The 21,550-nt window shown below is 60.0% G+C and carries 23 protein-coding genes; 13 read left to right on the top strand and 10 right to left on the bottom strand.

Features of this window, described 5'->3' with window-relative positions; genetic code table 11:
- The 3 genes from lpxA to lpxB are packed head-to-tail and all read left to right on the top strand — an operon-like array spanning position 1 to position 2,745.
- The gene (gene lpxA, locus NIT7645_RS05835; RefSeq protein WP_008560764.1) at positions 1-786 is read left to right on the top strand and encodes an acyl-ACP--UDP-N-acetylglucosamine O-acyltransferase; all 786 of its coding nucleotides are present in this window, start codon (positions 1-3) and stop codon (positions 784-786) included.
- 4 nt (positions 787-790) lie between these two features.
- The gene (locus NIT7645_RS05840; RefSeq protein ID WP_037302415.1) at positions 791-1,582 is read left to right on the top strand and encodes an LpxI family protein; all 792 of its coding nucleotides are present in this window, start codon (positions 791-793) and stop codon (positions 1,580-1,582) included.
- Positions 1,579-2,745 (top strand): lipid-A-disaccharide synthase, encoded by a 1,167-nt coding sequence (gene lpxB / locus NIT7645_RS05845; protein WP_008563128.1) that lies wholly within the window; start codon positions 1,579-1,581, stop codon positions 2,743-2,745. The genes NIT7645_RS05840 and lpxB overlap by 4 nt, the downstream gene beginning before the upstream one ends.
- 207 nt (positions 2,746-2,952) lie before the next feature.
- Here lpxB and mnmA read toward each other — a convergent pair whose 3' ends face one another.
- A complete protein-coding gene (gene mnmA / locus NIT7645_RS05850; protein ID WP_008560559.1) occupies positions 2,953-4,098 on the bottom strand; it encodes a tRNA 2-thiouridine(34) synthase MnmA in 1,146 nt (381 codons plus the stop codon).
- A 146-nt stretch (positions 4,099-4,244) separates the two neighbouring features.
- Here mnmA and sciP point away from each other — a divergent pair, with 146 nt between their 5' ends.
- The 5 genes from sciP (at position 4,245) to NIT7645_RS19745 (ending at position 10,166) form a co-directional block, all read left to right on the top strand.
- Positions 4,245-4,523, top strand: a complete 279-nt coding sequence (gene sciP / locus NIT7645_RS05855) for a CtrA inhibitor SciP (RefSeq protein ID WP_008561967.1) — start codon at positions 4,245-4,247, stop codon at positions 4,521-4,523.
- Between the two features lie 125 nt (positions 4,524-4,648).
- Positions 4,649-5,368 carry a response regulator transcription factor CtrA gene (gene ctrA / locus NIT7645_RS05860; RefSeq protein WP_008561700.1) on the top strand — a complete coding sequence of 240 codons (720 nt, stop codon included), beginning with the start codon at positions 4,649-4,651 and terminating at the stop codon, positions 5,366-5,368.
- 177 nt (positions 5,369-5,545) lie between these two features.
- Entirely contained in the window at positions 5,546-7,786 is a 2,241-nt protein-coding gene (ligA, locus tag NIT7645_RS05865; protein WP_173644444.1) for an NAD-dependent DNA ligase LigA, read from the top strand.
- Positions 7,783-9,873, top strand: a complete 2,091-nt coding sequence (recG, locus tag NIT7645_RS05870; protein WP_008562729.1) for an ATP-dependent DNA helicase RecG — start codon at positions 7,783-7,785, stop codon at positions 9,871-9,873. The genes ligA and recG overlap by 4 nt, the downstream gene beginning before the upstream one ends.
- A gap of 170 nt (positions 9,874-10,043) precedes the next feature.
- On the top strand, positions 10,044-10,166 hold the full coding sequence (locus NIT7645_RS19745) for a hypothetical protein (protein ID WP_008560580.1): 123 nt from the start codon (positions 10,044-10,046) through the stop codon (positions 10,164-10,166).
- Between the two features lie 396 nt (positions 10,167-10,562).
- Here the strand turns inward: NIT7645_RS19745 and NIT7645_RS05875 are convergent, their stop codons facing one another.
- Positions 10,563-11,015 (bottom strand): iron-sulfur cluster assembly scaffold protein, encoded by a 453-nt coding sequence (locus NIT7645_RS05875; protein WP_050686460.1) that lies wholly within the window; start codon positions 11,013-11,015, stop codon positions 10,563-10,565.
- A gap of 60 nt (positions 11,016-11,075) precedes the next feature.
- Between NIT7645_RS05875 and hisI the strand changes: the two genes are divergently transcribed.
- Positions 11,076-11,453, top strand: coding sequence for a phosphoribosyl-AMP cyclohydrolase (gene hisI, locus NIT7645_RS05880; protein WP_008561098.1), 378 nt, complete (start codon positions 11,076-11,078; stop codon positions 11,451-11,453).
- A gap of 45 nt (positions 11,454-11,498) precedes the next feature.
- Here the strand turns inward: hisI and gluQRS are convergent, their stop codons facing one another.
- The 4 genes from gluQRS to NIT7645_RS05900 form a co-directional block, all read right to left on the bottom strand.
- Complete coding sequence (gene gluQRS, locus NIT7645_RS05885; RefSeq protein WP_050686336.1) at positions 11,499-12,362, bottom strand: tRNA glutamyl-Q(34) synthetase GluQRS; 864 nt, start codon at positions 12,360-12,362, stop codon at positions 11,499-11,501.
- Positions 12,359-12,973, bottom strand: a complete 615-nt coding sequence (locus tag NIT7645_RS05890) for a class I SAM-dependent DNA methyltransferase (protein ID WP_008561564.1) — start codon at positions 12,971-12,973, stop codon at positions 12,359-12,361. Before NIT7645_RS05890 ends, gluQRS begins: the two co-directional genes overlap by 4 nt.
- 33 nt (positions 12,974-13,006) lie before the next feature.
- Positions 13,007-14,350 (bottom strand): methylenetetrahydrofolate--tRNA-(uracil(54)-C(5))-methyltransferase (FADH(2)-oxidizing) TrmFO, encoded by a 1,344-nt coding sequence (gene trmFO / locus NIT7645_RS05895; protein WP_050673501.1) that lies wholly within the window; start codon positions 14,348-14,350, stop codon positions 13,007-13,009.
- A 370-nt stretch (positions 14,351-14,720) separates the two neighbouring features.
- On the bottom strand, positions 14,721-15,509 hold the full coding sequence (locus NIT7645_RS05900) for an enoyl-CoA hydratase (RefSeq protein WP_008560419.1): 789 nt from the start codon (positions 15,507-15,509) through the stop codon (positions 14,721-14,723).
- 64 nt (positions 15,510-15,573) lie between these two features.
- Here NIT7645_RS05900 and NIT7645_RS05905 point away from each other — a divergent pair, with 64 nt between their 5' ends.
- The gene (locus NIT7645_RS05905) at positions 15,574-16,008 is read left to right on the top strand and encodes a PaaI family thioesterase (RefSeq protein WP_008561549.1); all 435 of its coding nucleotides are present in this window, start codon (positions 15,574-15,576) and stop codon (positions 16,006-16,008) included.
- A 2-nt stretch (positions 16,009-16,010) separates the two neighbouring features.
- Here NIT7645_RS05905 and asd read toward each other — a convergent pair whose 3' ends face one another.
- From asd to NIT7645_RS05925, 4 genes are all read right to left on the bottom strand, one after another.
- The gene (gene asd, locus NIT7645_RS05910) at positions 16,011-16,901 is read right to left on the bottom strand and encodes an archaetidylserine decarboxylase (RefSeq protein WP_008560204.1); all 891 of its coding nucleotides are present in this window, start codon (positions 16,899-16,901) and stop codon (positions 16,011-16,013) included.
- A 163-nt stretch (positions 16,902-17,064) separates the two neighbouring features.
- Entirely contained in the window at positions 17,065-17,928 is an 864-nt protein-coding gene (gene speE / locus NIT7645_RS05915) for a polyamine aminopropyltransferase (RefSeq protein WP_008560412.1), read from the bottom strand.
- The gene (gene speD, locus NIT7645_RS05920; RefSeq protein ID WP_046210205.1) at positions 17,925-18,431 is read right to left on the bottom strand and encodes an adenosylmethionine decarboxylase; all 507 of its coding nucleotides are present in this window, start codon (positions 18,429-18,431) and stop codon (positions 17,925-17,927) included. Before speD ends, speE begins: the two co-directional genes overlap by 4 nt.
- Positions 18,432-18,628: 197 nt before the next feature.
- Positions 18,629-18,862 carry a DUF1127 domain-containing protein gene (locus NIT7645_RS05925; RefSeq protein WP_037302412.1) on the bottom strand — a complete coding sequence of 78 codons (234 nt, stop codon included), beginning with the start codon at positions 18,860-18,862 and terminating at the stop codon, positions 18,629-18,631.
- A gap of 91 nt (positions 18,863-18,953) precedes the next feature.
- On the opposite strand from NIT7645_RS05925, the gene NIT7645_RS05930 reads away from it, so the two are divergent.
- From NIT7645_RS05930 to rpsI, 3 genes are all read left to right on the top strand, one after another.
- Positions 18,954-20,369, top strand: coding sequence for an aminotransferase-like domain-containing protein (locus NIT7645_RS05930; protein ID WP_008559743.1), 1,416 nt, complete (start codon positions 18,954-18,956; stop codon positions 20,367-20,369).
- Between the two features lie 162 nt (positions 20,370-20,531).
- The gene (rplM, locus tag NIT7645_RS05935) at positions 20,532-20,990 is read left to right on the top strand and encodes a 50S ribosomal protein L13 (RefSeq protein ID WP_037302410.1); all 459 of its coding nucleotides are present in this window, start codon (positions 20,532-20,534) and stop codon (positions 20,988-20,990) included.
- 5 nt (positions 20,991-20,995) lie between these two features.
- Complete coding sequence (rpsI, locus tag NIT7645_RS05940; RefSeq protein ID WP_008559248.1) at positions 20,996-21,481, top strand: 30S ribosomal protein S9; 486 nt, start codon at positions 20,996-20,998, stop codon at positions 21,479-21,481.
- Positions 21,482-21,550: the final 69 nt, after the last annotated feature.

The following is a 21,550-nucleotide window of genomic DNA, read 5'->3' on the forward strand; positions in this document are numbered from 1 at the left end:
ATGAGCCAGATCCATCCCAGCGCGGTGGTCGAAGAGGGGGCCAAGATCGGCGCGGACTGTATCATCGGTCCGTTCTGTCTGGTTGGCGCCGAGGTTGTTCTTGGTGACCGGGTTGAGCTGAAAAGCCATGTAGTCGTCACCGGCGATACCGAAATAGGGGCCGACACCATCGTCTTTCCCTTCGCCGTGCTGGGCGAGGTGCCGCAGGATCTGAAGTTCAAGGGCGAGAAGAGCCGCACCGTGATTGGGGAGCGCAATCGGATCCGCGAGCATGTGACGGTAAATGCCGGCACCGAAGGTGGCGGCGGCGTGACACGTATTGGGGACGACGGTCTGTTCATGGCCGGTTGCCACATCGCCCATGATGCGCAGATCGGCGATCGGGTGATCGTGGTGAATTCGGCGGCTGTGGCCGGGCACTGTGTGCTGGAAGATGACGTGATCATCGGGGGGCTTTCCGGGATCCACCAATGGGTCCGCATCGGTCGGGGCGCCATTATCGGCGCGGTGACCATGGTGACAAACGATGTGATCCCATACGGTCTTGTGCAGGCTCCGCGCGGTGAACTGGATGGTCTCAACCTTGTTGGTCTCAAACGGCGTGGTGTGCAGCGCTCTGACATTACGGCGCTGCGTGCGGCCTTTCAGATGCTGGCGCAGGGTGAAGGCACCTTTCAGGAACGCGCCCGCCGACTGGGCGCTGAAACCGAAAGCGCCTATGTGCAGGAAATCGTCGAATTCATCACGGGCGAGAGCGATCGTTCTTTCCTGACTCCGGGGGGCTGAGCAGGTGCTGGCACTTATTGCGGGCCAGGGGGCATTGCCTGCTGAACTGGCCCACCGTCTGAAAGACCGTCCGCTGGTCTGTGCAATGCGCGGCTCAGAACCGGACCACATCGAGGCAGAGCTGACTTTTCGCCTTGAACAGCTGGGCAGCTTTATCGCCCGGCTGACCGCCTCGGGGGTGACAGAGATTTGCCTCGCTGGCGCCGTGCGCAGACCGGCGATTGATCCGTCGGAAATTGATGCCGAAACCATGCCATTGGTGCCGATCCTGCAGGGCGCGATTGCCGCCGGTGATGATGGCGCGCTGAGGGCGATCATCGGGATTTTCGAGCAGGCCGGGCTGAGCGTGCGCGCCGCGCATGAGGTGGCACCGGATCTGCTGATGGGCGAGGGCGTTCCGACGGAAATCCAGCCAGGTGAGCTGGATCGCCCGGACGCCGACCGTGGCGCCGAAGTTGTTGAGGCAATGAGCCGGGCAGATGTTGGTCAATCCTGTGCCATCCGCCGTGGCCAGGCCATTTCCGTCGAGAATCTTTTTGGCACCGACTGGATGTTGCGCGCCCTGGCCCAACGTCCGGATGGGACTGGCGGCTTGCTGTTCAAGGCGCCCAAACCCGACCAGGACCGGCGCGCCGATTTGCCCACGATTGGGCCGCAGACTGTTGAACTTGCCGCGCAGGCCGGGCTCTCTGGCATTGTGCTGGAGGCCGGCGGGGTGATCGTCTTGTCACAGGACGAGGTGATTGCAGCCTGCAATCGTCTGGGCCTGTTTCTCTGGCTGCGCCCCGCAGCATGAGCTTGCGGGTTTTCATCCTTGCGGGGGAGCCTTCGGGCGACCGTCTGGGTGGGGCCCTGATGGCGGGTCTGCGCGCATTGCGCCCTGATGTGACCTTTGAGGGCATTGGCGGGCCGCTCATGGCAGAGCAGGGCCTGACCTCGCGGTTCGATATGTCCGAACTGTCGGTCATGGGGCTGGCAGAGGTGCTGCCGAAATATCGTCATCTCAAACGCCGGATCCGCGAAACCGCCGATGCGGTGATCGAAAGTCGGCCGGATGTGATGATCACCATCGACAGTCCCGACTTCTCCCTGCGGGTTGCGGCACTGGTGAAAGACGCCTGCAACGTGCGCACTGTTCACTACGTTGCCCCATCTGTCTGGGCATGGCGCCCGAAACGCGCCCAGAAGATGGCCAAGGTGATCGACCATGTTCTGGCCCTGCTCCCGTTTGAGCCCCCTTATATGGAGGCTGCGGGCATGGAATGTGATTTTGTCGGCCATCCGGTGGTTGCGGAACCGCAGGCCAGTGCAGCAGAGATTGCAGCATTTCGCGCGGCGTATGATCTGGAGGATGCGCCGTTTGTTCTGGCCTTGCCCGGATCGCGTCGCTCTGAGGTGAGCCGCCTTGCACCGGTTTTCGGCGCCGCTCTGCGCCAGTTTCAGCAGACCCATGCCGAATACCGCATCGTGGTGCCTGCCGCCGCGCCGGTTGCCGATCTGGTGCGCGCAGAGCTGAGCGAATGGTCAGATACCGCACTGGTGATCGACCCCAACACGCTGGAGCCTGAGGTAGCCAAGGCCCACAAACGTGCAGCCTTCGCCGAGGCAGAGCTGGCCCTTGCAGCGTCTGGGACCGTCTCTCTCGAACTTGCGGCAGCCCGCACACCGATGGTGATTGCCTATAAATTCCAGTGGCTGACCTGGCAGATCATGCGCCGGATGGCGCTGATTGACACCGTGACGCTGGTCAATCTGGTCAGTGACACCCGCGTGGTTCCAGAGCGGCTTGGCCCGGACTGCACCCCTGACAAGATCGCCAGAGCGCTGAAAAAAGTGAAGGCAGACCCGACGGCGCAGGCCGCTGCGATGGCCACCACGATGGACCGTCTGGGAGAAGGCGGAGAGGCACCGGGCCTGCGCGCCGCGCGCGCGGTACTGGCGCGTCTGCCGCATAGCTGACGGTCTGCGCGCAATTCTAAAACTGTCTATGGGCTAACCTGATATCTGGTGGCACAACGAATGTGGCTAGCCAGATTTGGTGTGTTTGATGCGATTTTGGAAACAGACTGGTAAATTTCCACGGCCGCTCAGAGATAAATCCTGACCAAAGTGTTAACGCCCCGACCTGCAGCGGAGCAGGGCGTTAACCTCATCTTAGTAAACGACTCAGTTACCTTTCCAGATCCAGCCGCCGCCATAGATGCGAGAGCCTTCACCAGCATAGAAAACACAGGCCTGGCCGGGGGATACGCCTTCCTCTGGCGTCAAAAGCTCGACCTCGGCCTCGGTTTCGGAAATCGGGCGGATGATGGCCTCACGCGGGGGGCGGGTGGAGCGGACTTTGACCTTCAGGTGCCACTCCGGCTGGCTGGTAAACGGAGCGTCTCCAAGCCAGTTGATCTCGCGCACGGGGATGGTGCGGGTCGCCAGCATTTCTTTTGGCCCCACAACAACTTGCTTGTTATCCACATCCAGCTTGACCACGTATAGCGGTTCGCTCAGCCCGCCGATCCCAAGGCCACGGCGTTGGCCGATCGTATAGTGAATCACCCCGTTGTGCTGACCCAACACGCGGCCATCGGCATGAACGATTTCACCCGGTTCCGCCGCACCGGGACGCAATTTTTCGATCACGCTGGCATAATCGCCGTTTGGCACGAAACAGATATCCTGACTGTCAGGTTTGTCGGCCACGGCCAGGCCGTACTGCGCGGCCATTTCGCGGGTGGCATCCTTGGACGGCAGATGGCCCAGCGGAAAGCGCAGGTAATCCAGCTGCTCAGGTGTCGTGGAAAACAGGAAATAGCTCTGGTCGCGATTGGCGTCTTCGGCGGAATGCAGTTCCGGTCCGTGGGCGCCCATCTTGCGCTGAATATAATGTCCGGTGGCCATGCAATCGGCTTCCAGATCGCGCGCGGTTTCCAGAAGATCCTTGAATTTCACTCGCTCGTTACAGCGGATGCAGGGGACCGGGGTTGCACCAGCCAGATAGCTGTCAGCGAATTCATCGATAACGGCATCCTTAAAAATGTTCTCATAATCGAGAACATAATGCGGGAATCCCCGTTCCTCCGCCACGCGGCGGGCATCGTGAATATCGATGCCGGCACAGCAGGCGCCCTTTTTTGCTAGCGCCGCTCCGTGGTCGTAAAGCTGCAGCGTCACACCCACCACATCATAGCCCTGATCGGCCAAATATGCAGCAACTACAGAGCTGTCGACGCCACCCGACATGGCCACGACCACCCGTGTTTCGGACGGGGGTTTGGCAAAGCCAAGCGAATTCAGCGGGGGATTGGACTCCTGCGCCATCAGGCACTCCTCGAAATCAGGGGGATAGACGCCGCAGAATATAGGAAAATCCTAACGATCCTCAAGGGGTGAGCTTCACCGGTCCTTAAGGCGTTTGGGTGAAACATGGCGAACCACATTCGTTGATCCACACGAAGGAAACGGTGATGTTCTTGAAGAAAGTTGATGGCCCGCGCGCTGTGACCTTGCCGGATGGCACGGTGATGACACGTGCGGATCTGCCGCCTGAGACGACCAGACGCTGGGTTGCGTCACGAAAGGCCGCGGTCGTGCGCGGTGTGCTCTATGGATTGATCCCCCAAAACGAGGCGATGCGCCGCTACGGGCTGAGCGAAGAGGAATTTCGCAGCTGGGTTTCAGCCGTCGCCGACTTTGGCGAAGACGCGCTGAAGGCAACCCGATTGAAAGACTACCGCAAACAATGACGCAAAAATTTTAATCAGTCTTGAGCTAAAGGCGCAAATTAACCATCATGGTAACGGGCCGTTAACTTTTTTCCATCAAGGTTAACTCGACCTGAGGGAAACAGTGTACAGGCGGAGAAAATAATATGCGCATTCTTCTTGTTGAGGATGATCCGACAACGGCGAAGAGCATTGAGTTGATGCTGACTCATGCGAACCTCAACGTGTATTCGACCGATCTCGGCGAAGAGGGGATCGATCTTGCAAAGCTCTATGACTATGACCTGATCCTGCTGGATCTGGGCTTGCCGGATATGAACGGCCACGAGGTGCTGCGTCAGCTGCGGATGGCACGTATCGAAACCCCGATCCTGATCCTGTCCGGTGCAGATGACACCGAGAACAAGATCAAGGGATTTGGTTTTGGTGCGGACGATTACCTGACCAAACCGTTCCACCGCGAAGAGCTGGTGGCCCGTATCCATGCGATTATCCGTCGTTCCAAAGGACATTCGCAGTCGATCATCAACACCGGCAAGATCTCGGTTAATCTGGATGCCAAAACCGTGGAAGTGGGCGGCAAGGCCGTGCATCTGACCGGCAAGGAATACCAGATGCTGGAGCTTCTGAGCCTGCGCAAGGGGACGACCCTGACCAAGGAGATGTTCCTGAACCACCTTTATGGCGGTATGGACGAGCCAGAGCTGAAGATTATCGACGTCTTCATCTGCAAACTGCGCAAGAAACTGAGCACCGCAACCGGTGGCGAGAACTACATCGAAACCGTCTGGGGCCGTGGCTATGTGCTGCGCGATCCGCAGGACGACCAGATGACCGGCGGTCATCGCATGGCAGTGGGCGCCTGATCCGGCGCTCCCCTCCCATCTTCTGCAGATGTAGATCGGAACAATCCCGCTTCGGCGGGATTTTTCGTGTTCGCCACACCCATTTTGCGCAGGCCGCGTCTGGACCTGTCCCCACCATCGCCCTATCACCTAAGCAAAGACAAGAAAGAGGCGACGGACGTGACACAGCAAGGCGATATGGATCCCCAATCTCTCACTCTGGAAGAGGCCCGCCCGCTGTTTGAGCAGCTGCAAGACGAGCTGCGCGCCGCTGATCTGGCCTATCACCAGAAAGATGCGCCTGAAATCAGCGATGCCGACTACGACGCGAAAAAGCGCCAGTATCGCGCGCTGGCAGAGGCTTTTCCCAACCTCGCAGCCGAGGCCACCGAACTTGACACAGTGGGGGCGCCCGTGGCCTCCGGCTTTGGCAAGATCACCCATGCCCAGCGAATGATGTCGCTTGGCAATGCCTTTGACGACGATGATGTTGCCGATTTCGACAAGGGGTTGCGGAAATACCTTGGTCTTTCGGCATCTGAGCCTCTGGCCTATACCGCCGAGCCAAAGATTGACGGGCTGTCACTGTCGCTGCGATATGAGAACGGCACCCTTGTTCACGCAGCAACCCGCGGCGATGGGGCGGTGGGCGAAAATGTCACCGCAAACGCCCGCACCATCGACGACATTCCGCAGGAAATCCCGAACGCCCCGGCAATCCTTGAGGTGCGCGGCGAAGTCTACATGAGCCACGAGGATTTCGCAGCCCTCAACGAACGCCACGAGGCCCGCGGTGGCAAGACATTCGCCAACCCCCGCAACGCAGCCGCCGGCTCTCTGCGGCAGCTGGACGCCGAAATCACCCGGGCCCGTCCGCTGCGGTTCTTTGCCTACAGCTGGGGAGAGCTGTCTGAACCTTTGGGCGAAACGCAGTTCGATGCGCTGGCGCGGTTGCGGAAGATGGGGTTTCAGACCAACCCGCTGACCCGGCATTGCACCTCGGTTGCGGATCTTATTGCCCATTACCGTCAGATCGAGGAACAGCGCGCAACGCTGGGCTATGACATTGACGGGGTGGTCTACAAGGTCGATGCGCTTGCCTTGCAGGACCGTCTCGGGTTCCGCTCGACGACACCGCGGTGGGCGATTGCGCATAAATTCCCTGCGGAACTGGCCTGGACCCGGCTTGAGGGGATCGACATTCAGGTTGGCCGCACCGGTGCATTGAGCCCGGTTGCCCGGCTGCAGCCGGTCACCGTTGGCGGCGTCGTGGTGTCTAACGCGACGCTGCACAACGAAGATTACATTGCCGGTCTGGATTCCAAGGGGGAAGAGATCCGCGATGGCAAGGACATTCGCATCGGGGATTGGGTGCAGGTCTATCGTGCGGGCGATGTGATCCCCAAAATCGCGGATGTCGACCTGTCCAAGCGACCTGACGGGGCAGAAGCCTATGCCTTTCCAACCACTTGCCCGCAATGCGACAGCCCCGCTGTCCGCGAGGAGGGGGACGCCGTGCGCCGGTGCACCGGTGGCTTGATCTGCCCTGCGCAAGCCGTTGAAAAACTGAAGCATTTCGTATCCCGCAAGGCGTTTGACATCGACGGGCTTGGGGCCAAGCAGATTGAAATGTTCTATGGGGACGAGACATTGGCGATCAAAACGCCTGCCGATATCTTTTCCCTGCAGGCCCGCGATGCTCAGAACCTGACCAAGCTGAAGAACCGCGATGGCTGGGGCGAGACCTCTGCCGCCAATCTCTTTGCCGCGATTGAAGACAAGCGGGAGATTGCGCTGGCCCGGCTGATTTTCGGTCTTGGTATCCGCCATGTGGGCGAGGTCGGCGCGCGCGATCTGGCGCTGCATTACATGGATTGGGATGCGATGGCGGAGGCGGTCGATACGGCGCGCCCGGCCGCCTTGGCCCACCGCGCGGCTGACGAGGCAGAGGACGCCGAGCGAATTGCAGCGGCTCAGGCCAACAGGCGCGCCCGCATCAAAGAGGTGCGCGACAGTGCCATCGCCCAATGTGACGTTCCCCCCGCTGCCCGGGCAGCCTGGGAGGATCTCACCGGGATTGATGGTATCGGTGCGACCCTGGGCCTGTCGTTGTCGGATGCCTTTGCCAATGCCGATGAACGGGCGGCGTTTGATGCATTGCGGGCCTATCTGACCATCGTACCGCCAGAAGCCCCGCAAAAGGACAGCCCGGTCGCAGGTAAAACCGTTGTGTTTACCGGCACCTTGGAAAAAATGACCCGCGCCGAGGCAAAGGCCCGCGCAGAAGGGCTTGGCGCCAAGGTTGCCGGGTCTGTGTCCAAGAAAACGGATATTCTGGTGGCAGGCCCCGGCGCCGGATCAAAGGAGCAAAAGGCCCGCGATCTGGGAATTCGTATCCTTGACGAGGACGGCTGGCTTACATTGATCGAGGGCGCATGAGCGGCAGACCGGAGATCCTGTTTCCGCTTTTTGCGGGTGTGGAAACCTTGCAAGGGGTTGGGCCAAAGACCGCCCAGCACCTCTCCCAGATTGCCATAGAGTCGCCCCGTGACCTGTTGTATTCCTTGCCTTATTCCGTTGTGGACAGGCGGCGACGCACGACCATCCAGGGGCTTGATTTTCCATCTGTTGCAACCGTTGAGGTCACGATCGGCACCCATCGCCCGGCCCGCAACAAGGGGGGCGCCTACCGGATCAATGTGACAGATGCGGAAACGGAATTTCAGCTGGTCTTTTTTCACGGCCGCAGCCGCTATCTTGAGGCGCAGTTGCCGGAAGGGTCACGCCGGGTGGTTTCGGGAAAGCTGGAGCTGTTTGACGGGCTTGCGCAGATGGTCCACCCGGATCACATGGTTGCGCTGGCTGACGCCGATGACATCCCCGATTTCGAACCGGTTTACCATCTCACCCACGGGGTTTCGCAGAAGACGATGTTCAAGGCCGCGCAAAGCGCTCTGCAGCGGCTTCCGGATCTGCCGGAGTGGATCGACCCATCGCAAATGCGCAAAGAAGAGTGGCCTGCATGGCAGGACGCCCTGACAAAATCGCACAGCCCTGAAGGGCCTGATGATCTGATGGCAGAGGCGCCCGCAAGGGCGCGGTTGGCGTATGATGAACTGTTCTCTCATCAGTTGACGCTGGCGCTGGCCCGACAACAGGACCGGGCTTTGCCGGGCCGGGTGTCTCTTGCGACAGGGCAGTTGCAGTCGCGGGTGCTTTCGGCGCTGCCGTATCGACCGACCGGGGCACAGGCGCGCGCAATTGAAGAGATCAGCGCCGATATGGCCCGGCCTGAACGGATGAACCGACTGCTTCAGGGCGATGTTGGCGCGGGTAAAACCTTGGTTGCTTTCATGGCGTTGCTGGTCGCAGTTGAAGCAGGCGGGCAGGGGGTGATGATGGCCCCGACCGAGATCCTCGCCCGCCAGCACCTAGAGGCGCTGCGCCCGCTTGCCGAAGACGCAGGTGTCGTGCTGGAGATCCTGACCGGCCGTGACAAGGGGCGCGAACGCAAGGCAAAATGCGCCGCTCTTGCCCGTGGGGACATTCACATTCTGGTCGGCACCCATGCGCTGTTCCAGCCTGATGTCGCCTTCCGTGATCTGCGGCTGGCTATCGTTGACGAACAGCACCGGTTTGGCGTGCGCCAACGGATGGAGCTGGCAGAGAAAGGCAAGGGCGCAGATGTTCTGGTCATGACAGCCACGCCCATTCCCCGCTCGCTTGCGCTGACCCAATATGGCGATATGGAAGTCTCGGTGCTGGACGAAAAACCGCCGGGGCGCAAACCGATCAAGACCGCCATCATCAGCACGGAGCGGATGGACGAGGTGGTCAGCCATCTGCGCCGCGCGATTGATGAGGGGCGCCAATGCTATTGGGTTTGCCCGCTGGTGGAGGAATCCGAGGTGATGGACCTCACCGCTGCCGAGGAACGGTTCAAGCGGCTCCGTGCGGTGTTGGGGGATGGGGTTGTCGGGCTTGTTCACGGCCAGATGCCCCCAGCTGAAAAAGACGCTGCGATGGCGGCCTTTCAGGCGGGCGAAACCAAGGTGCTGGTTGCGACAACGGTGATCGAGGTCGGTGTGAACGTGCCCAATGCCTCTATCATGGTGATTGAGCGGGCGGAGATTTTTGGCCTGGCTCAATTGCACCAGCTGCGCGGACGGGTCGGGCGGGGCAGTGCGGATTCCACTTGTCTGCTGCTTTATCAGGCGCCGCTCAGCAAAGGCGGGCAGAAGCGGCTGGAAATCCTGCGCGAAACAGAAGACGGCTTCCGGATTTCGGAAACCGACCTTGAAATGCGCGGGGCCGGTGATGTCATCGGCACGGCGCAGTCCGGCCTGCCGCGATTCCGCATCGCCGATCTGGAGCGTCAGGCAGGGCTGATGTCAGTGGCCCAAAGCGATGCCCGCGCCCTATTGGCGAGTGACCCCGATCTGTCCAGCCCGCGGGGGCAGGCGGCGCGTGTTCTGTTGTGGCTGATGAAACAGGATCAGGCGATCCGTTTGATTTCTGTGGGTTAGGGCCTGTTCCTCATTTGTTCCGGTCGTGCGGTTGCGATGTCCGGAACAAGATGTTCTCCTGTGTTCGCAAATGTTCTCATAAAGTTCTTTACATGTCGGCCTGTATGTGAGAACAAATAGGCAACAACACCGCCAGAGAGCGAACGCAAGACAGACAGGAGGCCAGAGCCATGATTGCCCAGATCAAGACAACTGTTCAGAATGCCCACTCGACTTTGCTGCAGGACGCCATTGGCGCGGCCGCGCTTGTTGTGATGTTGCTGGCGGGGTTGCATCTGCCGGGCCTGCTTTGACCGTCTGCCTGCAGGGCGTGTTCGAAGTGCAATACGCCCAAGACGCCGATTTTCCCTGATTTCTCTTTTTCCTGATCGCACTCTTCATGCCGGGTGGGGCCGCATGTCCCGAAGAACCAGAATGGATCGCCTGTCTGTTCTGGTGGGCCTGCCTCAGGCCTTAATGGTTCCATCCGGGTCCCGCATAAGAGAGCTGACCTGCCGCCGCTGCCCATTTGGGTCAGCGGCGGTTTTTTTGGACGGGAGGCCCAGATCAGCTGATGCACGGTCTGCGGGTGTGTCAGTCTCGAAAACCCACCGCAAGACGGGGCCACGCCAGATGGGGCACCCACCACGCCAGATGGGGCAACCAAAATGGGCGTAGGTTCAGAACAACAACAGCGTGTTGGGCTGCGATCAGGCGCAGGTTTGTTCGCGGTAGGACTGCATCGCCTCAAGCGTGGCATCCAGCGCCAGCATGATAGACGCATGGCGGTTTTTGAAATCGCGGGCCGGGATCAAAACCTCGAACCCATCAAAAGGGGCATCCGGCACGGGACCGTTTTCTGTCAGCATCGCCTTGAGCTGCTGGCGGCCGGTCTCTACCTGATCGAGCGTACATCCAATGATGACCTCGCCCACCACAGCAGCGGCTGCCTGACCAAGGGCACAGGCCTTCACATCCTGACCAAATCCGGTGATCGTGTTGTCCTCGATCTGCAAATCCACGGTGACGGTTGAGCCGCACAAGGGCGAACGTTTCTTGACCGAAACGTCTGGGCTCTCCAGCCGATCAAGATGCGGAATATCTGCGGCCAGTGCCAGGATACGCCCGGAGTAGAGTTTGATCAGATCGGTTTCGCCGGACATGAGTGCACCTCGGCCTTTCCCTTGCTCGCTGTTCCTCATACATAGGGGGCCAGTTTCCAGATGCAAAAGGTTTTTGTCATGTCCTTTGATCCTCTTAGCCTAAAGTACAACGAGGCCGGTCTGGTGCCCTGCATCGCGCAGGACGACGAAACCGGCGAGGTGCTTATGATGGCGTGGATGAATGCGGATGCCGTCACCAAGACGCTTGAGACAAAAAAGGTCACCTATTGGTCCCGCTCGCGGCAGGCATTCTGGATCAAGGGTGAGAGCTCGGGCCATGTTCAGGAACTGGTTGATCTGCGGGTCGATTGTGACCGCGACTGCCTTCTGGCGGTGGTCCGTCAGACCGGGCCTGCCTGTCACACCAACCGCCGCAGCTGTTTCTATACCGCGATCCGGGATGGCGAAGAAGTCGAGCTGATGAAGCCGATGGTCTGAGGCTGCTGCGGCGATAAAGCCCCCTGATAGGCTGTCTGTTGCGACCTACAGGGGGGCCTGTGGCAGGCCGACCATGGCGCGAATGTCCTGCGGGCGCGCACCATCTTCGCGGCGATATTTTGCAATAGCACGGGCATCATCGCGTTTGGCAAGCCGTTTGCCCTGATCGTCCCGTATCAGCCCATGGTGGTGGTAGACGGGTGTCGGCAGGCCAAGCAGCGCCTGCAAGAGCACATGGATCTGCGTTGCCTCAAACAGATCCTTTCCCCGCACCACATGGGTGATGTTCTGATCGCTGTCATCCACCACGACAGACAGGTGATAGGCGCTGCCCATGCCGCGGCGCACCAGGATGATGTCGCCAACCGCGGCAATCAGTTGTTCGGGCTCCAGCATGTGTTGGCCGGCATGGGCCTCTCCGGTTTCCTGGAAATGGCGCAGCGGCGCGGCCTTGACCGCCTTTTCCATATTCAGTCGGATCACATCCTGAGGGCCGGCATCTGCCATGTTGCGGTCCCGGCAGGTGCCCGGATAGATGCGTCCATCAGGGCCGAATTTCGGCACCCCTTCCTGTGGTGCACCGGCGGCTGCCTCGATGTCGCGGCGATTGCAGCGGCAGGGATAGGTCAGGCCGAGCGCCGTGAGCTGCGCCAGAGCGGCGCTGTAGCGCGGCAGGCGCAGGGATTGTTGCATCACCGGCTCTGGCCAGCTGAGGCCAAGCCAATGCAGATCGTCATAGATCTGTTGGGTCCAGGAGGCGCGCGATCGGGAGGTGTCGATATCCTCGATCCGCAACAGAAACCGCCCGCCTGCGGCCCGGGCCATATCCGCAGCGAGCAAGGCGGAATAGGCATGCCCCAGATGGAGAGGTCCGGTTGGGGATGGCGCAAATCGGGTAGTGAATGTCACGCTTTCTCAATCACATAGACGGTCGACTTAAGGTTCAGGCCGGGGAGATGATCCCCGTAATCCCGAAATAGCAGCCGTGCAGCACAACAGTCCAGCCATTCATTCAGCTTGCCGGTGTAAGCGGGATCCGCAAGCGCGTGATCGTTCAGTGAAAACACAAACAGACCGCCCTTTGGCAGCGCGTGCAGGATCATGTCAAAGACCTGCGGAGGCGCCGCGCCGGTGCCCAGGACGCCGCAGCCGCTGATCTGACGATAGGCGCCTTTGGGGATCGGGCTGGGATCGGCCACGTCAATGGCGATAAGGCGGCGATAGATGCCCTTGGCCTCGGCTTCGGCGCGCATTTCTGACGCGGGCTCCATCCCGTCGAGGGTAGAAAACCCCGCTGCACGCAGCGCGAGTCCAGAGAGCCCCGTCCCGCAGCCGAAATCAAGGATCGGCTCAGCGCGATCCTTTGCATAGCGGGCCCAGGCCGCAGCAATGCGGCCCGGCGTTGCGTACCCGTTTTCAGCAATTTCGCTGTCGTAGGAAGCGGCCCATTGGTTGTAGTGCTCCATGGTCGCTTCCGGTGTTTCAAGGCCATAGGCCTTGTCCAGAAACTTGTCCGTCATGCAGGCAGCTTAGGCGCTGCCTGCAACCAGCGTCTAGGAAAAGTTTGCAAGCCAATCCTGCCAGGCCAGTTTGGCCCGGTCGGTATAGGCTTTATAGCGGTCCTTGCGTCCGCGCCGCCCGCCTTTCAGGCCGTCAACAGGCTGGAACAGGCCAAAGTTCACGTTCATCGGCTGAAAGGTCTTGGCCTCGGCACCGCCGGTGATGTGATGGATCAACGCCCCCATCGCGCTGTCCTGGGGCACGACCGGCAGGGTCTTGCCCAGGATCTCAGCCGCCGCAAGACGGCCAGCCAGCAGCCCCATGGCCGCGCTTTCGACATAGCCCTCAACCCCGGTGATTTGGCCGGCAAACCGGATATGGGGCTTGGACTTCAGGCGCATTTCGCTGTCCAGCAGGGTGGGCGAGTTGAGGAAGGTATTGCGATGAATGCCGCCAAGGCGGGCAAAGCTCGCGTTCTCCAGCCCCGGAATCATCCGCAACACTTCGGTCTGGGCGCCGTATTTCATTTTGGTCTGAAAGCCGACAATGTTGAACAGCGTGCCAAGCGCATTGTCCCGGCGCAGCTGGACAACCGCATGGGCCTTGACGTCGGGTTGATGCGGGTTGGTCAGGCCGACAGGCTTCATCGGGCCGTGGCGCAGGGTCTCGCGCCCGCGTTCGGCCATCACCTCGATCGGCAGGCAGCCGTCGAAATAGCCTGCGGTCTCACCTTCGTGGAATTCTGTTTTGTCTGCCGCCAAGAGGGCGTCGATGAACGCCTCGTACTGGTCCTTGTCCATCGGGCAGTTGAGATAGGCCGTGCGCTCTTCCTCGGTCTCACCCTTGTCATAGCGCGATTGCATCCAGGCCTTCGACATGTCGATGCTCTCGGCGTAGACGATTGGCGCGATTGCATCAAAGAAGGCCAGCGCCTCGGTCCCGGTTTCACGCTGGATGGCCTGTCCCAGGCTGGGAGAGGTCAGCGGCCCGGTTGCAAAGATCCAGTGGCCGTCTTCCGGCAGTTCTGTCACTTCTTCATAAGACACCGTGACATTCGGCAGCGCCTTCAGCCGTGCGGTAACGGTTTCGGCAAAGGGGTCGCGGTCCACGGCAAGCGCGCCACCAGCGGGCAGGCGATGCTGCTCTGCGGTGGACATGATCAGGCCGTTTGCCGCCCGCATTTCCCAATGCAGCAGCCCGACGGCGTTCTGTTCATCATCGTCCGAGCGGAAGGAGTTGGAGCAGACCATCTCGCCAAGGTTGCCGGTTTGATGCGCAAAGGTTTCCACCTTGGGGCGCATTTCATGCAGCACCACGTCCACGCCCATATGAGCCGCCTGCCAGGCCGCCTCCGAGCCGGCCATGCCGCCGCCCACGATATGCAATTGTTTTGTCATGTTGCGCCACATAGGGCAGTGGCGCGCCTCGCGCAATATTTCCGGTGCGTTTGGGTGGGCTTTTGGTCTGAAATCTGCACCACAGGCGGACCATCATCGCACGATGCGGCAGCGTGAATGCTGTGTCAGGGAAAGCTGGGTGAATTGGGGTCGCTGGGGAACTGTCTGGCCGGAGGAGAGATCCGGTTGGAGGGACGGTCCGCATCAGCGACCCTAATTGTGACCGAGTTTACGAAAATTTGCCATAAACCCTGCCCAATCTTTGCCATGATCTTGCCTTGTTTGAAAGACCCGACATGGAAACAATAAATCCCGATTGGTAAACAAAGCCTAAAATTTTGCAGACCTTTGAGATTTATTTTCCCAAAACTCAGGCTTTGCTCCAGCTTGGGGGGCGTTTTTGCAGGAATGCGTCGATGCCCTCGATGGTGTCATCCAGCATCAGATTCTCGACCATGACCGCGCCGGTGTAGGCATAGGCGTCTGCTGTGGGCAGCGACAGTTGGTCATAAAACGCCCGTTTGCCAATTCGCACGGCAGCCCCCAATTTGCTGGCGACAGTCTCGGCAAGGGCGCGGGTTTCGGCTTCCAGCTGTTCGGGTGGGGCCGTGCGATTGATAAGGCCCAGCTCTGCGGCCCGGCTTGCATCAATGAATTCGCCCGTGGTCAGCATCTCGAAGGCCTGCTTGCGGTGGATGTTGCGGCTGAGCGCCACCATCGGCGTTGAACAGAACAGCCCGATGTTGACGCCGTTCACGCCAAAGCGCGTGCCCTCTGCTGCCACCGCCAGATCGCAGGAGGCGACAAGCTGGCAACCAGCGGCGGTTGCGATCCCGTGGACCTGGGCGATAACGGGCTGGGGGATCTGTTGCAGGCCCAGCATCACCTCGGTGCAGCGAGAGAAGAGATCGGCAAAATAGGCTGCGCCGCCATCCTCTGCCTGCCGCCCGGCTGTCATCTCGCGCAGGTCATGGCCCGCGCAGAATGCCTTGCCCCGCCCGGCGATCACCACAACACGTGTGTCCGTGTCCTTGTGCAGGCTATCAATCTCGGCCTTCAGGGCTGCCAGCATTTCGTCAGACAGTGCGTTCAGCCGCTCGGGCGCATTCAGATGCAGGGTCGCGATCCCGTTGCTGTCGTGACGTTCCAGAATTGCCATCTTGTGTCCTCCCTCGGATTGAGGCCAACGTTAGGCAAAGAGAACAATTCTGGGAAGGAAAACCATGGGTCTGGCATTTGATGCCGCAGGGTTGGGTGATTACCTGCACGAGGTGTTTGCCGAGGTGGCAAATGATTTTGTCATTGAGCGGCTGGATGAAGACGGCATCACCATGCGCCTGGTTGTGGATGATCGGCACCTGCGTCCGGGGGGCACCATTTCCGGACCTTCGATGTTTGCGCTGGCGGATGTGACGATCTACGCGCTGGTCTTGTCGCGCATCGGGCGAGAGGCGCTGGCAGTGACGACCAATGCCTCCTTTGATTTCATGCGTAAACCTGCAGGCGGCACCCCATTGGTGGCCGAGGGCAAGCTGCTCAAGCTGGGGCGTCAGTTGGCGGTTGGCGACGTGCTGATCTACTCGCAAGGGGATCCGCGGCCCGTCGCGCGCTCTACCATGACCTACGCAATTCCACCCAAAAAGGCAGGCACCGTCTGACCCTAGATCGCAGTGGCGAGGGGTTGGCCCACTTTCACCAGTGTTTCGCGACCCTTGGCACTGTTGGCGACCAGATCGTCGCTGAACTGCACGCGGCCCGGTTCAAACACCACAACCACGGTCGAGCCGCCGAATTTGAAATAGCCCTTTTCGTCCATCTTCTCGACCGCGCCGCTGGTGCGGGTATTGACGATGGAGCCCACACCAAACGCGCCGACCTCGACAAAGGCGTAGGTGCCGATCATGTCGGTCTCGATCAGGGTCCAGCTGCGCTTGTTTTCGCCAAAGACATCTGGTCCGGCCCCCAGCGCAATGGGGTTCACCGAATGCAGCGCGCCAGAAAGGTCCTGCGCTGCCGTGATCCGGCCCGATGCCGGAAAGTGGTAGCGATGATAGTCTGCCGGGCACAGCCGCACGATGGCCAGGGCCCCGCCGATGAACCGGTCCCCGATCTGCGGCAGCATGCTGCGCACCGACATCGGATGGCCCTTGACGGGGACAAACACATCCTCGGCCAGTTCGGGAAACACCAGCACACGCCCATCGGCGGGGCTGACAACCTGCTTGGGATCGGGATCAAAGGGGCGGGCTTCCGGTTTCAGGTTTCGTGCGAAGAAGTCATTGAAATTTTGATACTTTTCAACGGCTTGCGTGGCCTCTTTCATGTCGATTGACAGCTCGTCCACCACCGCAGAGATCTTGCCCCGCGACAGGCGGGAGTCAAACCAAGCCCCCATGATGCGGCTGATAAGGGCCGAGCGGAACAGCAGTTTCTCAACCGGCTTGGCACTGGCGTTCTGATAGGCCCAGCGGATCCATTTTTCGCCCAGCACCACCTCTTCAAAGGTTTCGCCGGTCTCACGGTCTACAACAAGGATCGGATCGCGCTGCATTGAGGGTCTGCCAGATTTTGTTTCGCTCCCGTCGCGCCTAGCAAAGACTGGCAGTCAGGCCAAGGGGGATTGGTGCGCGCCCAGAGGGGCGGGACCGTCCAAGGGGCAGGAGTGGCGGTCAAGCCAAAGAAAAAGGGGGCCGAAGCCCGCTGATGCCTGTCCCTTACGGGAACAGCTTTTTCACGTAGTTCGGCAAGGCAAACGCAGCCTTGTGAACCTCCGGGTTGTAATACCCGGTGTCAAAGCCGGCCGCAGCAAAGCGGGCCTCCAGATCCTCAAGGCTCACCAGACGGGCCTTGTCGGAGTGGCTGCCCCAGCCAAAGGCCATCGGGCCGCCGGCATAGGTCGGAACCGAAGCAAGATAGCAGGACGCATCTGCAAACAACGCCTGAAAGGCGCGCAGTGTGCCGGTCAGTTCGTCGCCCTGCATAAAGGGAACGCCGTTCTGGGTGACGATGATGCCGTCCTCAGTGAGCGACCGCGCTGCGTGGCCATAGAAGGTATCTGTGAACAGCACTTCACCGGGGCCGATGGGGTCGGTCGAATCGACGATGATCACGTCAAATTTCTCGGTGTTCTCTTTCATGAAGAGCGCACCGTCATTGATCACCAGATTGAGGCGCGGATCGTCAAAGGCGCCGTCGCTCAGCATCGGCAGATATTCTTTGGAGAAATCCACCACGCCTGCGTCGATCTCGACCATGGTGACATGTTCGACCGACGTGTGGCGCAGCGCCTCGCGGGCCATGCCGCCGTCGCCGCCACCGATGATCAGCACACGTTTTGCATTGCCATGGGCCAGGATCGGCACATGGGTCAGCATCTCGTGGTAGATAAAGTTGTCACCCTCGGTGGTCTGAACCACGTCATCCAGCGTCAGAATGCGGCCGAACTGACCGTTCTGAAACACCTTCAGGCGCTGGTGTTCGGTGTTGCTGTCATACAGCATCTCGTCCACGCGCAGACGCTGGGCGTAATGCGCGTGCAGACCTTCGGTGACCCACTCCTGCTTGTCAGAGGTGGTCATGCCGCCACCTCTTTCGCAATCAGCTCTTCGCCGCGCAGCAGTTCGCGCACTTCCACGGTGTCGGTGTCAAAGGCGTCTTTCAGCACATCGACAGCCTTCCAAGGCTCTGCATCGCCACACATAAAGACGTCAAACGCGCCATAGCCGATTTCCGGCCAGGTGTGTACGGAGATGTGGCTCTCGGCGAGCACGGCCACGCCAGAGACGCCTTGGGGCGAGAATTTATGGGTGTGAATGTGCAGCAGAGTTGCGCCGCAGACCTCAACACATTTGCGGAAGGCATTCTGGATGCGGGTTTCGCAGTCCAGGCCGGTGCCGTTCATCACTTCGATGATCAGATGGGTGCCTGCAAAAACCTTGCCATCCTTGCGGATGAAATGGTCTTCGCGATCCGATTCCACAATAGCGTCGAGATTCGCGGGTGTTACACCGCGGGCGGTATCTTCCTCATGGGCGCCTGTCTCCAGACCGATCCCCAGTTGGAAGAGGTTGGCGTCTTTCATGACACTCCCCTTCGTTCCAGTAGATGACAATCCAGCCGGCCCTTAGCGCCCCCCCGGATAAGAGTCCGGGGTTGGGATCGGTACCGAAAGTGAGGGGGCATCTATTGTGGGTGCGGGATTCTTTCAAGACTTTTTTTACGAAAATAAAAAAGGCCGGGGGCGGGCCCCGGCCATGAGGTGGTTCCGTTGCCCGGGGATCATGGGCGCCAGAACGGAAGAGTGGCTTGGTAATGTGCCTCGGCGCGGCTCAGCCCGACATCATCGAGCTGTTCCTGGCTCAGCGCAGCAAGGGCACGGCGGGTCCGCTGTCGGACCGTCCATTTCGTGATCAGGACCGCAAAGGCGACGGCTGCCTCTGCCAGCACCGGCAGGGCAGGGCGGCTGGAAAGGTAAAGCATGTCTGGGGATGTCGTCTTTGTGTACTGTGTCATGGTAATTTCCTATTGTACTGATACAATCCTGTGTTAATGTAACAATTACTGCGTACAATTTGCGGACTACATTGTCTAAGGAAGGATTGTAATGGGTACAATTTGGCCAAATGCGCTCACATCGGACCTTTCTGGTCGGGCTGGTCCGAAATACCAGCGTGTCGCTGATACAATCCGAGGTGCGATCGAGGATGGTACGCTTTGTATCGGTACAAAGCTGCCCCCGGTGCGAGAGCTGGCCTATCAGCTGAAGATCACCCCTGGGACCGTTGCACGCGCTTACACCATGCTGACGGATGCCGGGCTCTTGCAGGCAGAGGTGGGGCGCGGGACATTTGTGGCAGAGCCGGAAAACAAAGTGCCAGATGATGTCTGGTCGCGGCAGCTTCACCTGCTTGAGGCGCAAAATCCGGGTCATGTCAGCCTGTTCAGCCCGCGCCTGGTGGATGTGGGCCAGGTGGCTGCGCTGCGCGAAGCGATGGTCAAGGTGTCCCAGGCAGATCCGCTGCTGTTTCTGAACTATCCAACCCGCGACGCCTATGAGCCGGTGCGCGAAGTGGTGGCAGAGTGGCTGTCGGATGATCTGCTGGGCAATGTCCATCAAAATGACGTCGTGCTGACGCATGGGGGCCAGAACGGGATCCTGACGGTACTGCAGACTGTGCTGGAAGGCGCGCAGCCGACCATCCTTGTCGAAGATCTGTCTTATGCCGGTTTTCGCCGCGCGGCAGACCTGGCACGGGCGCGGGTTGTTGGGGTGGCAATGGATGAAAAGGGCATCCTGCCCGAGTCACTGGAGCTGGCGATCCGCAAGACCGGCGCCACCGTTTTGTGCACCAGCCCGGAAGTGCACAATCCAACGGGGCTCTATACCCCGCTGGAGCGGCGCAAACAGATCGTCGAGATTGCCCGCCGCCATGAGGTGCAGATCATCGAAGATGATTGCTATCGTATGGGCGAGGCGCGTGCGCCGAGCTACCGTGTGCTTGCGCCAGAGCTGGGTTGGCATGTGACCTCTTTTTCAAAGACCATCACCCCGGCATTGCGGGTGGGTTTTGCACTGGCCCCAAAGGGGCGCGCAGCCGATCTGCGACGCACGGCTGAATACAGCTACTTCGGTATTGCCCAGCCGCTGGCAGAACTGACCCGCATCCTGCTGTCCGATCCCCGTACACCGCAGCTGGTGCGCGATGTGCGCAAAGAGATGGCCAAATATGTCCGCATCGCCGTCAATGCGCTTGGCAGTTTTGAGCTGGTCTGGTCGGACAGCGTGCCGTTTTTGTGGTTGATGCTTCCCTCTGGCTGGCGTGCGGCGGCCTTTACCCGCGCTGCCGAGGCACAAGGGGTGCAGATCAGGTCGGCAGATGAATTTGCCCTGCGGGATGGCCGCGCGCCCAATGCGGTGCGCATCGCTATCAATGGCCATGTCACCACAGCCCGCTTTGAGGACGCGATGACCCGTCTCAGAACCCTTTTGGACAATCCGCCGGAGCAAATCAGCGTTTAAGCGTGGGGTATTATATTACCTATTTTTTAAGACTTTGAAAACGCATGATTTTATGTAGGTTTGGGGTGTTGACCTGCGCTTTTATCCACCGTAAACCCCGTCCATCGAATTCGGGTGGCCCGTGATGGGTTTGCCCTTAACGTCAAACAGGATTTACCTGATATGAAAACCTTCTCTGCTACCCCGGCAGACATCGACAAGAAGTGGATCATCATCGACGCCGAGGGCGTGGTGCTGGGCCGTCTTGCATCGATCGTCGCCATGCGTCTGCGTGGCAAGCACAAGCCGTCCTTCACTCCGCACATGGACATGGGCGACAACGTCATCGTGATCAACGCTGACAAGGTTCAGATGACCGGCAAGAAGCGCGAAGAGCACTTCTACTGGCACACTGGCCACCCCGGCGGCATCAAATCCCGCACCAAACAGCAGATCCTGGAAGGCGCGCACCCTGAGCGCGTGGTTTACCAGGCTGTTAAGCGCATGCTGCCCGGCAACCGTCTGTCCCGTCAGCAAATGACCAACCTGCGTATCTACGCTGGTGCCCAGCACCCGCACGAAGCCCAGGCCCCCGAAGTTCTGGACGTCAAGTCCATGAACAAGAAAAACACCCGGAGCTGAGACCGATGGCTGATCAGATCAACACTCTCGAAGAGCTCGCAGCTGCAACCGGTGTGGAAGCAGTCGCTGAAGAAACCATCGTTCGTGAACCCGTTCGTGACGAACTGGGCCGCGCCTATGCGACCGGCAAGCGTAAAGACGCTGTTGCCCGTGTCTGGATCAAGCCGGGCTCCGGCAAGGTCTCTGTGAACGGCAAAGAGCTGAACGCATATTTCGCACGTCCCGTTCTGCAGATGATCCTGCGCCAGCCGTTCCAGGTTGCCGGTGTCGAGGACCAGTTCGACGTCTACGCAACCGTCAAAGGCGGTGGCCTGTCCGGTCAGGCCGGTGCGGTCAAGCACGGTATCTCCAAAGCGCTGCAGCTTTATGATCCGTCCCTGCGTGGCGCACTGAAAGCCGCTGGCTTCCTGACCCGCGACAGCCGCGTTGTTGAGCGTAAGAAGTTCGGCCGCCGCAAGGCCCGTCGTTCCTTCCAGTTCTCCAAGCGTTAAGCTTACGGACCAAGATTTTGGAAAAGGCCGCAGCACTCTGCGGCCTTTTTCTTTTGCGCCCACCCGGCA

The organism is Phaeobacter italicus (assembly GCF_001258055.1).
Lineage (GTDB): Bacteria > Pseudomonadota > Alphaproteobacteria > Rhodobacterales > Rhodobacteraceae > Phaeobacter > Phaeobacter italicus.

Bases quoted from the DNA above. Each gene is read 5' to 3' on its own strand.
- lpxA (WP_008560764.1), top strand. From the start codon at position 1: ATGAGCCAGATCCATCCCAGCGCGGTGGTCGAAGAGGGGGCCAAGATC.
- ligA (WP_173644444.1), top strand. From the start codon at position 5,546: ATGGATCCCCAATCTCTCACTCTGGAAGAGGCCCGCCCGCTGTTTGAG.
- trmFO (WP_050673501.1), bottom strand. From the start codon at position 14,350: ATGACAAAACAATTGCATATCGTGGGCGGCGGCATGGCCGGCTCGGAG.
- NIT7645_RS05905 (WP_008561549.1), top strand. From the start codon at position 15,574: ATGGGTCTGGCATTTGATGCCGCAGGGTTGGGTGATTACCTGCACGAG.
- asd (WP_008560204.1), bottom strand. From the start codon at position 16,901: ATGCAGCGCGATCCGATCCTTGTTGTAGACCGTGAGACCGGCGAAACC.
- speE (WP_008560412.1), bottom strand. From the start codon at position 17,928: ATGACCACCTCTGACAAGCAGGAGTGGGTCACCGAAGGTCTGCACGCG.
- speD (WP_046210205.1), bottom strand. From the start codon at position 18,431: ATGAAAGACGCCAACCTCTTCCAACTGGGGATCGGTCTGGAGACAGGC.
- hisI (WP_008561098.1), top strand. From the start codon at position 11,076: ATGCAAAAGGTTTTTGTCATGTCCTTTGATCCTCTTAGCCTAAAGTAC.
- NIT7645_RS19745 (WP_008560580.1), top strand. From the start codon at position 10,044: ATGATTGCCCAGATCAAGACAACTGTTCAGAATGCCCACTCGACTTTG.
- NIT7645_RS05925 (WP_037302412.1), bottom strand. From the start codon at position 18,862: ATGACACAGTACACAAAGACGACATCCCCAGACATGCTTTACCTTTCC.
- NIT7645_RS05875 (WP_050686460.1), bottom strand. From the start codon at position 11,015: ATGTCCGGCGAAACCGATCTGATCAAACTCTACTCCGGGCGTATCCTG.
- lpxB (WP_008563128.1), top strand. From the start codon at position 1,579: ATGAGCTTGCGGGTTTTCATCCTTGCGGGGGAGCCTTCGGGCGACCGT.
- NIT7645_RS05890 (WP_008561564.1), bottom strand. From the start codon at position 12,973: ATGACGGACAAGTTTCTGGACAAGGCCTATGGCCTTGAAACACCGGAA.
- NIT7645_RS05930 (WP_008559743.1), top strand. From the start codon at position 18,954: ATGGGTACAATTTGGCCAAATGCGCTCACATCGGACCTTTCTGGTCGG.
- recG (WP_008562729.1), top strand. From the start codon at position 7,783: ATGAGCGGCAGACCGGAGATCCTGTTTCCGCTTTTTGCGGGTGTGGAA.
- mnmA (WP_008560559.1), bottom strand. From the start codon at position 4,098: ATGGCGCAGGAGTCCAATCCCCCGCTGAATTCGCTTGGCTTTGCCAAA.
- ctrA (WP_008561700.1), top strand. From the start codon at position 4,649: ATGCGCATTCTTCTTGTTGAGGATGATCCGACAACGGCGAAGAGCATT.
- NIT7645_RS05900 (WP_008560419.1), bottom strand. From the start codon at position 15,509: ATGGCAATTCTGGAACGTCACGACAGCAACGGGATCGCGACCCTGCAT.
- rpsI (WP_008559248.1), top strand. From the start codon at position 20,996: ATGGCTGATCAGATCAACACTCTCGAAGAGCTCGCAGCTGCAACCGGT.
- sciP (WP_008561967.1), top strand. From the start codon at position 4,245: ATGTTCTTGAAGAAAGTTGATGGCCCGCGCGCTGTGACCTTGCCGGAT.
- rplM (WP_037302410.1), top strand. From the start codon at position 20,532: ATGAAAACCTTCTCTGCTACCCCGGCAGACATCGACAAGAAGTGGATC.